Origin of the sequence: Anoxybacillus sp. J5B_2022, from assembly GCF_026847645.1 — a bacterium.
Taxonomy (GTDB): domain Bacteria; phylum Bacillota; class Bacilli; order Bacillales; family Anoxybacillaceae; genus Anoxybacteroides.
Genome location: NZ_JAPSMC010000078.1, coordinates 1 through 11,324, shown reverse-complemented (window position 1 = coordinate 11,324; position 11,324 = coordinate 1). Strand labels below are relative to the sequence as shown.

The 11,324-nt window shown below is 43.3% G+C and carries 11 protein-coding genes; 2 read left to right on the top strand and 9 right to left on the bottom strand.

What is annotated here, in order from left to right:
• The first annotated feature begins 248 nt into the window (after nt 1–248).
• The gene (gene yyaC, locus M4I42_RS15230) at nt 249–800 is read left to right on the top strand and encodes a spore protease YyaC (RefSeq protein WP_268852934.1); all 552 of its coding nucleotides are present in this window, start codon (nt 249–251) and stop codon (nt 798–800) included.
• A 34-nt stretch (nt 801–834) separates the two neighbouring features.
• Here the strand turns inward: yyaC and ptsP are convergent, their stop codons facing one another.
• The 4 genes from ptsP to glcT all read right to left on the bottom strand — a co-directional run bounded on the left by ptsP (nt 835) and on the right by glcT (nt 6,038).
• A complete protein-coding gene (ptsP, locus tag M4I42_RS15225; RefSeq protein ID WP_268852933.1) occupies nt 835–2,556 on the bottom strand; it encodes a phosphoenolpyruvate--protein phosphotransferase in 1,722 nt (573 codons plus the stop codon).
• Nucleotides 2,556–2,822, bottom strand: coding sequence for a phosphocarrier protein HPr (locus M4I42_RS15220; RefSeq protein WP_268852932.1), 267 nt, complete (start codon nt 2,820–2,822; stop codon nt 2,556–2,558). Before M4I42_RS15220 ends, ptsP begins: the two co-directional genes overlap by 1 nt.
• A 118-nt stretch (nt 2,823–2,940) precedes the next feature.
• Nucleotides 2,941–4,953 carry a glucose-specific PTS transporter subunit IIBC gene (gene ptsG / locus M4I42_RS15215; RefSeq protein ID WP_328284630.1) on the bottom strand — a complete coding sequence of 671 codons (2,013 nt, stop codon included), beginning with the start codon at nt 4,951–4,953 and terminating at the stop codon, nt 2,941–2,943.
• Between the two features lie 239 nt (nt 4,954–5,192).
• Complete coding sequence (gene glcT / locus M4I42_RS15210; RefSeq protein WP_268852930.1) at nt 5,193–6,038, bottom strand: glucose PTS transporter transcription antiterminator GlcT; 846 nt, start codon at nt 6,036–6,038, stop codon at nt 5,193–5,195.
• 185 nt (nt 6,039–6,223) lie between these two features.
• On the opposite strand from glcT, the gene M4I42_RS15205 reads away from it, so the two are divergent.
• Nucleotides 6,224–6,352: a hypothetical protein gene (locus tag M4I42_RS15205; RefSeq protein WP_268852929.1), complete on the top strand. Its 129-nt coding sequence runs from the start codon at nt 6,224–6,226 to the stop codon at nt 6,350–6,352.
• Nucleotides 6,353–6,564: 212 nt separating this feature from the next.
• Here the strand turns inward: M4I42_RS15205 and M4I42_RS15200 are convergent, their stop codons facing one another.
• From M4I42_RS15200 to M4I42_RS15180, 5 genes are all read right to left on the bottom strand, one after another.
• Nucleotides 6,565–7,713, bottom strand: a complete 1,149-nt coding sequence (locus tag M4I42_RS15200) for a cation:proton antiporter (RefSeq protein ID WP_268852928.1) — start codon at nt 7,711–7,713, stop codon at nt 6,565–6,567.
• 99 nt (nt 7,714–7,812) lie between these two features.
• Nucleotides 7,813–10,227 (bottom strand): EAL domain-containing protein, encoded by a 2,415-nt coding sequence (locus M4I42_RS15195; RefSeq protein ID WP_268852927.1) that lies wholly within the window; start codon nt 10,225–10,227, stop codon nt 7,813–7,815.
• A gap of 132 nt (nt 10,228–10,359) precedes the next feature.
• Nucleotides 10,360–10,515 (bottom strand): YvrJ family protein, encoded by a 156-nt coding sequence (locus M4I42_RS15190; RefSeq protein ID WP_268852935.1) that lies wholly within the window; start codon nt 10,513–10,515, stop codon nt 10,360–10,362.
• Nucleotides 10,516–10,581: 66 nt separating this feature from the next.
• Entirely contained in the window at nt 10,582–10,800 is a 219-nt protein-coding gene (locus M4I42_RS15185) for a DUF2922 domain-containing protein (RefSeq protein WP_268852926.1), read from the bottom strand.
• Between the two features lie 18 nt (nt 10,801–10,818).
• Entirely contained in the window at nt 10,819–11,037 is a 219-nt protein-coding gene (locus M4I42_RS15180) for a DUF1659 domain-containing protein (RefSeq protein ID WP_268852925.1), read from the bottom strand.
• Between the last annotated feature and the right edge of the window lie 287 nt (nt 11,038–11,324).

Here is an 11,324-nt window from a genome sequence, read left to right as displayed (position 1 = left end):
GCATCCTGAAAATACACACATTCTTAAATGGATATTGAAAAATTCGACAAAAGGGTACTTTTATCCTTCCGCTGGTGACGAATTTTGTCGTCATGGAGCTATATAGAAGACGAAGAATCGTGCCATTATGCCTAGTTAATGAAATGGAAAAATCTATTTAAATAAAATTTTCCATGAAAGCAAGGCAGGGGGTGTTCCGTTTGTAACGAATAAAATAAAAAAAGATATATGAAAGAAGGTTGACTGTCATGCAGCTCATTTCTTACGATAATCGGTTAGCGCCATTGCTCATTCGCAACAACCTGTTTGCTTGCCTGCCACCGACGACCGAGCAGATCATCCTTTTATGTATCGGAAGCAATCGAATTAATGGGGATAGTTTAGGTCCATTTGTCGGGACATTGTTGACAGGTCTTTATCCACAACATTTAACAGTGATTGGCACATTAAAAGAGCCGCTTGATGCGACTAACTTAGAAAAAACCGTCAACCGTCTCGACATTCCGCCCTCTACGTGCGTTTTAGCAGTCGATGGTGTAATCGGCATGCAGTCATATGTCCATACGATCGCAATCCGTCCCGGTCCGCTCGCTGCAGGATCAGCACTCCAAAAGAATTTGCCCGCCGTCGGAGATGTAAGCATTATGGGCGTCATGTTGGAAGAGAATACGGAGCTGAACGAATTGCCGTACACAAATTTGCACGTCGTCTATCAAATGGCGCGCTCGATTGCAGCCGGCATAGCGCTGACCGTCAGACAGCGATTCAGTTATGAAACGACTGCGCCAGTTCTCGTCTAAAGGCGCAAAGCGGTGGGCTTCCACCGCTTTACGTTTATTCGATATGGAATGTCTGTTTCACAAAAGCAACGACTTCTTCTGCTGTGTTCATCGATAAAATCGTTTCTTTCAAACTAGCAGCTTCTTCTTTCGACAATTTTTTCAATTGTGAGCGGGCGCGCAAAATGGAAGTGGCACTCATACTAAACTCGTCCAATCCTAAACCGAGCAAAATCGGAATCGCCAACTCTTCGCCTGCCATTTCGCCGCACATGCCTGCCCATTTTCCTTCTTTATGCGCCGCTTCAATGACGTTCGCAATAAGACGCAAAATAGCTGGATTGTACGGCTGATAAAGGTACGATACGCGTTCGTTCATCCGATCTGCCGCCATCGTATATTGGATTAAATCGTTCGTTCCGATGCTAAAGAAATCGACTTCTTTCGCAAACTGATCGGCAAGCACTGCTGCCGCCGGAATCTCGACCATCATCCCGACTTCGATATTTTCAGCTACCGATACGCCTTCTTGTACTAATTTCTCTTTTTCTTCTAAAAGAATCGCTTTTGCCTGCCGGAATTCATCTAACGTTGCAATCATCGGGAACATAATTTTTAAATTGCCATACACGCTTGCACGCAACAATGCCCGAAGTTGTGTACGGAACATGTCTTGCATCTCAAGGCAAAGGCGAATTGCCCGGAAACCTAAAAACGGGTTCATTTCTTTTGGAAGTTCTAAATATGGAAGCTCTTTATCGCCGCCAATATCAAGAGTACGAACAACCACTGGCTTTCCTTCCATCCGCTCCAGCACCGTTTTATACGCTTCAAATTGCTCTTCTTCTGTCGGCAATTCTGAGCGTCCCATGTATAAAAATTCTGTTCGATATAAGCCGATGCCTTCCGCGCCGTTAGCAAGCACCCCTTTAACATCATCAGGCGTTCCGATATTAGCTGCTAACTCCACATGATGACCGTCGCTTGTGATCGTTGGTTCGTGAACTAATTTTGCCCATTCTGCTTTTTGTGCTTCAAAGCGAGCACGTTTTTCTTCGTAGTGTGCTAACTCTTCTTCGGATGGATCGACAACGACTCGTCCGTCTAACCCGTCGATAATAACAAGGTCGCCATTTTCGATTTCAGCGGTAACAGCTTTCGTCCCGACAACGGCCGGAATTTCCATCGAGCGAGCCATGATCGCCGAGTGAGACGTACGTCCGCCGATATCTGTCGTAAATCCTTTCACATATTGCCGGTTTAGCTGGGCTGTATCAGACGGAGTTAAATCTTCGGCAATAATGACTACTTCTTCGGAAATAAGACTCGGATTAGATATCGTAATACCGAGCAAATGAGCTAACACACGTTTCGTGACATCGCGAATGTCCGCAGCGCGTTCTTTCATATATTCGTTATCCATCGCTTCAAACATCGCCACAAACATCGACGCCACTTCGTCCAACGCGTATTCCGCATTGACTTGTTCTGCCGCGATTTTATCTTTTACAGGGTTTAATAATTCTGGATCGCTTAATACAAGAAGATGGGCAGAAAAAATCGCCGCTTTATCTTCCCCTAACTGCTGGAAAGCATGATCTTTAATTTGTTCCAATTCCGCTTTTGCTTTCGCTACTGCCGCGTCAAAGCGCGCAATTTCCGTTTCTACATCTGTCACTGTCTTTTTTTCAACAACGAAATGAGGGGTTTCCAAGCGGTACGCCTTGGCAATGGCGATCCCGCTCGATGCAGCAATACCTTGAATATGTTTAGACATTATTGTGCAAGTCCTTCTTTTGCTAATGTATCTGTTAAAGCTGCCAACGCCTCTGCTGCATCTGTACCCTCTGCCGTGATTTTGATTTGCGCCCCTTTTGGAACACCTAAAGACATAACACCCATGATCGATTTTAAGTTCACTGTTTTACCGTTGTATTCTAAGTTGATATCGCTGTTAAATTTGCTTGCTGTTTGCACAAGCAATGTTGCCGGACGGGCATGAATTCCAGATTCAGCAGTTACTTTAAACACTTTCTCAGCCATGTTCACCAATCTCCTTTTCAATATGTTTTTTTGTCATCATAACAAACAATTGTATTCCATTCAATGGAAAAGTCACATAGAGAAACGGTTCGTTTCTCTATGTGAGGAGCTATTGCTATTATCCAATGGTAACAATGTTGTCTTCACCTTTTGTGACAACGCCTTGTTTTTCGATTTTCACTGTTTCGTTTGCTTTCAAGTTCGTGAAAATAATCGGCGTAATCACGGAAGGCGCATTGTTTTTCACATATTCTAAATCTACTTTTAATAACGGTTGACCCTTTTTCACTTCATCTCCTTGGGAAACGAGCGCTTCAAAGCCTTGTCCATTCAATTTTACTGTATCAATACCGAAGTGAATTAAAATTTCTCTTCCGTTTTTCGATTCAATACCAATCGCATGTTTTGTCGGGAAAACGTTCACGATTTTTCCGTCTACAGGGGATACAACCGTTCCATCTGTCGGCATAATCGCAAAGCCGTCACCCATCATTTTTTGTGAGAACACTTGATCCGGTACTTCTGAAAGCGGCAATACTTCACCTGTTAATGGCGCTGCTACTTTTTCTGTCCCTGCGTTTACTAATGTTGTTACTTTTGTCTCCTCTTTTACTCGCGCTGGTGCACGACCTTCCATAATGTCTTTCATTTGGCTTTTTAGTGTATCTGATTTCGGACCGAAAATCGCTTGAACGTTATTTCCAACCTCAAGAACGCCTGCTGCGCCTAACGCTTTTAAGCGATCTTTATCGACATGTTGAATATCGTTGACAGATACACGTAAACGCGTGATGCACGCATCTAAATGCGCAATGTTTTCTTTTCCGCCAAGCGCCGCCAAAATTTCATACGGAAGCTCGTCTGCATTCGCTGCTGTTGTCGTTGTTTCTTCCACTTTTTCACGGCCTGGAGTTGCTAAATCCCATTTGCGGATCGCAAAGCGGAATCCGAAATAGTAAATGACCGCAAACACTAATCCAACTGGAATAACAAGCCACCAAGACGTACGGTTTGGCAATACCCCGAATAATAGGTAGTCAATGACCCCACCGGAGAATGTCATCCCGATTTTGACGTTTAAAAGATGCATGAGCATAAACGATAAACCAGCGAAAATCGTATGAATCGCAAACAATGCAGGTGCAACGAATAAGAATGAGAACTCAATTGGTTCTGTAATCCCTGTTAAGAACGATGTTAACGCCGCAGAAGCCATGATACCGGCTACTACTTTCTTGTTTTCTGGGCGCGCTTCATGATAAATTGCAAGCGCTGCTGCTGGAAGCCCGAACATCATGAACGGGAATTTCCCTGTCATAAATGTCCCAGCTGTTAACGGCACCCCATCTTTTAACTGAGCAAAGAAGATTTTTTGGTCGCCACGAACGACTTCTCCTGCTTTATTGACGTACTCACCAAACTCAAACCAGAACGGTGCGTAGAAAATATGGTGCAATCCGAACGGAATTAATGCACGCTCAATGACCCCGAAAATAAACGCTGCTAGCGTTTTGTTTGCATCAATCATGTTATGAGAGAACGCATTTAAGCCGTGTTGCACCGGCGGCCATACCCATGTCATCACAATCCCGAGCACGACTGCAGATGCTGCTGTAACAATCGGTACGAAACGCTTTCCAGCAAAGAAACCTAAATATTGTGGTAGCTCAATTTTGTAATATTTATTGTACATATATGCGGCCATAATCCCGACGATAATCCCGCCGAAAACACCTGTTTGCAACGTTGGGATCCCTAATACATTAGCAAATGATGGGTCTTTCCCAATCTGATCTGCCGTTACCCCTAAAACAACACTCATCGTAATGTTCATAATTAAATAGCCGATAATGGCCGCTAAACCTGCGACCCCTTCACCACTAGCTAAGCCGATCGCTACCCCAACCGCAAAGAGAAGCGAAAGGTTGGAGAACACGACGCCTCCAGCTTGTTCCATTACTTTTGCAATCATCACAACCCAAGCTGCTTTTAACGCCGGGAGCTTATCGGTTAACGCTGGGTTTTGTAAAGCGTTACCAAATGCAAGCAAAATACCGGCTGCCGGTAAAATCGCAACAGGAAGCATTAGCGCTTTACCGACTTTTTGCAATGTACCAAACGCTTTTTTCATCATAAATTCCTCCTCGTTTATAAGCTTTGCAACAAACGCTTTTTCATACTTTTATTTACAATCATCAGACGTCCGACGATTGTAAGCATTTGCAAAGCACGAAAAAACAAAAGGCATGAGCAAAGATAGAACAAAATAGAACGCTTACAATAAAAAGGAAAATACCTTTTTACTGCTTGTCCTATTTCATCTCCTTTACTCATGCCTGATCGAATCAGTAACACGTAAAGATGAAACCATTATTCACTTTTTTTTGCAAGCCTTTGCAAATGCATTGTCAAATAGACGGCCTCTGCCTCATCTACAGGCAGTTGCAACGTTTGCTGCATCACTTTTACTAGCTTCCATGCAAGATTATAACATATTGGGTATTCTTCTTTCAATACTTTTAGCAATTTTTTTGGTTCTTCGACACGTTCCCCGTTTTTTACGCGTTCAATGGCATAGCGTAAGTGGCGAATAAACCGTAAATAGTGAATGCTTTCGCGGTCAATCGTAATATCGAGCTGTTCTTCGACGATGGCAACTAGTTTAGCAATCAGTTGCGAATGTTGATTCACCTCGGAGAGGCTTTGCCGCGAAATGCCACTATGGATATGCAAAGCGATAAATCCCGCTTCTCCTTCCGGCAATTGGACGTGCAGTTTTTCGTTTAACATTTCTACGACTTCTTCGGCGATTTTATATTCTAACGGATATAAGCTTTTCGTTTCGAGCAAAAATGGGTTTTTTAAGTCAAGACCTTGTTCAATTCGCTTGATTGTAAACGAAATGTGGTCGGTCAAGGCAACGTGAATATGTTCGTTGAGCGGGGCGTTGACCCGTTTTTTAATATGCTGCATGATTTCGTTCATCACCCCAATGAATTCCTCGTCGAGTTCTGGAAGCAATTTTTTATACTGTTCTTGTTCCCGTTCATTTTTTAAAATAAACCATTTTTCTACCGCGCGTTGTTCGATAACGTCCCCTTTTTTCTTGCCGAACCCGATCCCTTTTCCGAGCAAAACAACTTCATCATACTCTGGGTGTGAGGCAATTAAGACGTTATTGTTTAACACTTTTTCGACGCGAAAGGACTTGTTCACAAAGCCCAACTCCTTTAATTTAAACGTTTACGCAATACTATCATCTTACGCAACGATTCGATGTTCGTCAATGACGAAAAACAAACAAATCGTACAAGTTACCAATTTAGGCAACCGCCCGGTTTATTATTTTCTGTTCATTCATCCACAATATACGAAGAGTTGGCAAGAAAGGAGGGAAAATAATGGTGAAAAAAGGAAGACAAAATAAAGTAAGTCAAGAAATCGCCAACCCGACCGTATCTAAGGCGGAGGCAGAAATGGCAAAAGATAGCGTCGATACCGCAAAGCAAGCCAAGAAAAACCAGCTATAACGAAAAAAGGTGTCGTACGACACCTTTTTTTCAAAAGATAAGAAAGTATAAAATTTTGGGTCTACCACGGTCATAATCTTCATAAAGGGGGAGCTGTCTAGCTCCAAGCGCCATCGGCTCGAGTCGCTCCGCCCCACACTGCGGCGGCGACAGCCTCCTCGGTGGGGCTTGTGCGATCTTCGCCGATAGGCGGGCGCTTTGCGCTTTTCTTATTAAACCACTTGTTTAGCGACATTGCTTTCCTTAAAAAGCATTTTTAACAACGGTGGGGTAACAAGTGTTGTCACGAGCACGACGACGACAATCGCGGCAAATAAATCAGCCGTTAAAAGCTTGGACTCCAACCCGATCCCAGCAATAATGAGCGCTACTTCCCCTCGCGAAACCATGCCTGCTCCGACAGCTAGCGAACTTTTCCAAGCAAAGCCGGCTAGTTTAGCACCGAACGCAGCACCAACGAGCTTTGTGAAAATGGCCAGCACGCTCAATCCGACAATTAACCAAAGGTGTTTCCCGACACCAGAAAGCTCGACAGCGACACCAATCGATGTAAAAAAGACAGGAACAAAGATCGAATAGCTAATCGTTTCAACTTTATGGAAAATTTCTTTTTTATAATCGGTAAAACTGATACCGATCCCAGCAATATACGCCCCAATAATCGCCGCAACGCCTGTTGCTTCGGCAAAATAAGCGAATGTAAAACAAATAATTAATCCCGCCGAAATAACCGCTTCATCGACGCGCAATGGCGCAAACCATTGCAAAATGAGCGGAACGATTTTCCATGCGGCTAAAATCGCTAGCGCGAAAAAGACGACTTTTTTCAAAATGACCGTTCCAAGCACGACATCGCTTCCTGTTAAGCTCATTAAGAACGCTAAACTAACGATGACAAGAATATCGTCAATAACAGCCGCTCCTAAAATGGTCGATCCTTCTTTTGATTGCAATTGGTTCATTTCTTTTAACACTTGCACAGAAATGCTGACGCTTGTCGCAGATAACAAAAGGCCAAGAAAAACAGCTTGCGCAGGCGCTAAACCAATCGCGTTTCCTGCGATATATCCTAACGATAACGGCACGATAATCCCAAGCACACCAACGAATGTCGCCGCTTTTCCTGTCCGTTTAAACTCGTTCATATCCGTTTCTAGTCCGGCGATAAACATTAATAAAATCACGCCAATTTGACTCACTTCTTTTAATATCTCGGTATCGTTGACAATCCCGAGCACCGTTGGACCGAGCACGATCCCGATCAATAGTTTCCCGAGCACCGCCGGCTGTCCGAGTCGAACGCTAATATCTCCCGCGATTTTCGAAGCAAATAAAATCGTGGCCAGTTGCAGAATAAACATCGTCGACGCTCCTTTAACATCATTTCGCTATGTACATTTACGTATAGATTGCACAAAAAGTTTCACTTTCAATAAAAAAAGAGGCGCAGCTGCACCTCGTCAAACTTTTCCTTCGTTCCAGCGCGCGATCAATGATTGCAAATCATCGAGTACGCTTGGCAACTGTTCGAGCGGCACTGGACGGCTAAAATAATAACCTTGCATTTCTTCACAGCCTTTTTCTAAAAGAAAACGGACTTGTTCCTCTGTTTCCACGCCTTCCGCTGTCACAAATAAATTTAATTGATGCGCAAGCGAAATAATCGCCCGGACAATTTCTTCACTTTTTTTATTGTCGCTAATATGGCGAACGAAAGAGCGGTCAATTTTCACCGCATCAATCGGGAAACGGTTCAAATAATTGAGCGACGAATAGCTGACGCCGAAATCGTCAATCGCAATCATAATGCCCCGCTGCTTCAATTTTTGTAAAATCCGCACCACTTCTGCCGGCTCTTTCACAATCGCCGTTTCCGTAATTTCAAAGACAAAAAAGGACGGGCTCGTCTTTTCGCTCGCGAAAATATCGGACACGACGATTTCAAGCTGTTTGTCCAAAAATTGCCTTGCCGATAAGTTAACCGCCATCTTTAAGTCGTAAAAGCCAAGCTGCTGCAACTTTTTCAAATCGCGGCACGCTTGTTGTAACACCCATTTGCCAATTTCGTGGATCATGTTCGTTTCTTCCGCGATCGGAATAAACTCAGCAGGGCTGACCATGCCAAGCTGCGGATGGTTCCAGCGGACGAGCGCTTCAACGCTGATCGTTCCTAATCGAATATTTACTTTCGGTTGATAATAGAGCGACAACTCACCTTTTTCCAACGCTACTTGCAAATCATTTTCTAAACGGATTTTTTTTGCAAAAATGTCGTGCATATGCGCTTCATATTCGACAACACGGCTCGTTCCATTCATTTTCGAATAATAGACCGCTTTATCGGCGTTGCTTAACAACGTTTCGACCGACAAATTGGCGTCACAAGCATAGCTTACCCCGATGTTTGTCGTAATATTTAACTTTTCTCCGGCAATAAAATATGGCTCTTGTAACAAGCGGTCAAGTTTTTTTACTAACGTTTTCAGCTCATGTTCGTGCTCATAAATATAGGCAACAACAAACTCATCATCGCTCACTCGCGCTAACAACGTCCGTTCCGATTGAACCCTTTTTAAGCGCTTCGCGACTTGGCGCAACAGTTCGTCGCCATTCGTGTGACCGAGAAAATCGTTAATAAATTTAAACCGGTGAATATCAATAAGCAGTACTGCCAAACCAGTATGCTTTAGCATCAAGTCATTCAGTTTTTCCCGCAAATATTGCCGGTTGAAAAGTCCTGTCAACACGTCATATTGCGCCATATACTCGATCTCTTTTTCGATGCTTTTTTGTTCTGAAACATCGCGAATGACAAGAAATTTCGCTTCGTGCGCACCATATGGGATGGCCATTTCTCTTACATTTACTTCCTTCTGTTCCCCGTCTAACGCTGTCAGCATCCATTCTTGCTCATCAATTGGTTGTAAAAAGGCGCTTAACGGCTTCCCTTCTATTTCCTTTTGCTGTTTCGCCTTCACCATGTGAAGTCCTGCTGAATTTATATACGTAATAGCACCATCAACTTGAATGACGACCATATCAGGGAGAAATTCGACTACTTTTCGATATAGTTCCTCACTTTGGCGGAGCCGTTCTTTCACTGTGACTAAATCGGTGAAATCCCTTAGCATCGCCAAGCCAGCAACAACGCGGCCGTTTTGGTCAAAAACTGGCATTACGTTCGCGGAGACGTACACTTTTGCGCCGGTTTGATGCGTTAACGACATCCGAACCGATGTTAAACTTTCCCCTTGACTAAGCTGCAGTAAGCTTTGTTCAAATTTAGAGCGGTATTCTGGAAAGATTCGCAAAATGTTTTGTGAGCGAATTTTTTCTTCTTCCCACCCTAACAGCCGCTCAAGCTCTTTGTTCACCTGCAAAATCTGCCCAGTTAAATCGAACATGACTAACGCATCGTGCGAATAGGCAAATAACAAATGAAACAACTGATGAATTTCGGTAAACTGTTCTTCGCGTTTCATCATTTCCGTAATATCCCGCGTAAACGAAAGCACATATAAAGCGATACCTTGTTGGTCAAAAATCGGAATTAATGTCGATTCCCCGATGCGATATTCGCCCGCGATATTCATTTGATCGCGATACGTCACAATCGTTTTCGTTTCTACTGCTTTGCGATACTGGACGTTCAAATGATCGGCGACCTTTTTTGGATAAATATCGTCAATGCATTTCCCCATATCTTCTTTCGTTAAACTTGCCAAATGTAATGCTTTCGGACTGACGTAAACATAGCGAAACCGCGGTCCTTCTTCCACTTTCATAAAAAAGACGATATCAAATAATTGCTCGATAACGGCAAACAGCAGCCGTTCATCCGCTAATAGTTTTTGTATAAACTGACTTTGTTCCATCTTACCCATTCCTTTATGCTGATCTCACGTTGCTATACGTTCTCTATTATTTATTTCGGCAAAAAAGCAAAAGTTTTAATAATCCCCAATAAAAAAACCTTATCCCTCCTATGGAAGGATAAGGTTTTTCTTTCACTCTGCTTGTTTCAACTGTTCAAATAACTGTTGCGGCAGACGTTGAATCGAGTCGATCACGCCATCTAACTTTGCTTCAATGCGATACAGCAAATAAAAAGTCACGACAATAGGAAATCCGACGTCAGAAATAAAAGAAAGATACGTTTCCACATTCACTCGCCCCGTTCCATTTGATTGATAAAGGGCCAGCTCTCCCATAGAACTGGCCCCTTTCGACTACGTCAATGCTACTTCTGTCACATCACGCTGCGATAATCGCGCCCCTTGCTTTCCGACAAGATCGCCACCGCTTGATGTGAAAATGTTGGCCGCAATAATCGTATCCATGACCGACGATACTTGTTGCGCGTTCACTGGCTCCACCGGATTGTCAATGACGATGCGCACCGTTTTCCCTTGCTGGTTCAAAAATTGTAGCTCCAATGATTTCTCCATTTCCCGTTTCCTCCTTTATTAGTTTGTAATGAAATGCATGTCGCTTCGCTCAATTTGCGCTAGCGGATAAGTTTGCAATGAAGCAAGCGCTTGCGAAACGGCAAGCAATTGCTCCGGCGTAGCAGTCACTTTTACGTTGCTAAAGTTTTTGCGGCGATACACCGGTTTCCCTGCTTCATCTGTGCCTACTTCAAATACGAGACGCAATTGGGATTGCTGAATGATCGATTGTGCCATCCCGTTCACCTCCTTTCACCTTTACTATCGCAATTAGAGGGAAAAAGGATAGGCGGGTACAAAAATTTTTCCTAAAACATACATGAGTAAACTATTTGACAAATGGCCACAGTAACTTTATGATAAGGATGCTTAACTTACCAAAAGTTAGTTTATTTCTTTATAATACAAAATAGGAGGTAGTAACCATGGCAACTCCAACGATGATAACAAAAGATTTTTTCACCGTTGTGAACGAACGTCAATCGATTCGCAAATATGATCCAAATGCAACGATTAGTAAAGAA

What these genes read in the sequence shown, in the direction of transcription:
- yyaC (WP_268852934.1), top strand. Translation starts at nt 249, where the DNA reads ATGCAGCTCATTTCTTACGATAATCGGTTAGCGCCATTGCTCATTCGC.
- ptsP (WP_268852933.1), bottom strand. Translation starts at nt 2,556, where the DNA reads ATGTCTAAACATATTCAAGGTATTGCTGCATCGAGCGGGATCGCCATT.
- M4I42_RS15220 (WP_268852932.1), bottom strand. Translation starts at nt 2,822, where the DNA reads ATGGCTGAGAAAGTGTTTAAAGTAACTGCTGAATCTGGAATTCATGCC.
- ptsG (WP_328284630.1), bottom strand. Translation starts at nt 4,953, where the DNA reads ATGAAAAAAGCGTTTGGTACATTGCAAAAAGTCGGTAAAGCGCTAATG.
- M4I42_RS15205 (WP_268852929.1), top strand. Translation starts at nt 6,224, where the DNA reads ATGGTGAAAAAAGGAAGACAAAATAAAGTAAGTCAAGAAATCGCCAAC.
- M4I42_RS15200 (WP_268852928.1), bottom strand. Translation starts at nt 7,713, where the DNA reads ATGTTTATTCTGCAACTGGCCACGATTTTATTTGCTTCGAAAATCGCG.
- M4I42_RS15195 (WP_268852927.1), bottom strand. Translation starts at nt 10,227, where the DNA reads ATGGAACAAAGTCAGTTTATACAAAAACTATTAGCGGATGAACGGCTG.
- M4I42_RS15185 (WP_268852926.1), bottom strand. Translation starts at nt 10,800, where the DNA reads ATGGAGAAATCATTGGAGCTACAATTTTTGAACCAGCAAGGGAAAACG.
- M4I42_RS15180 (WP_268852925.1), bottom strand. Translation starts at nt 11,037, where the DNA reads ATGGCACAATCGATCATTCAGCAATCCCAATTGCGTCTCGTATTTGAA.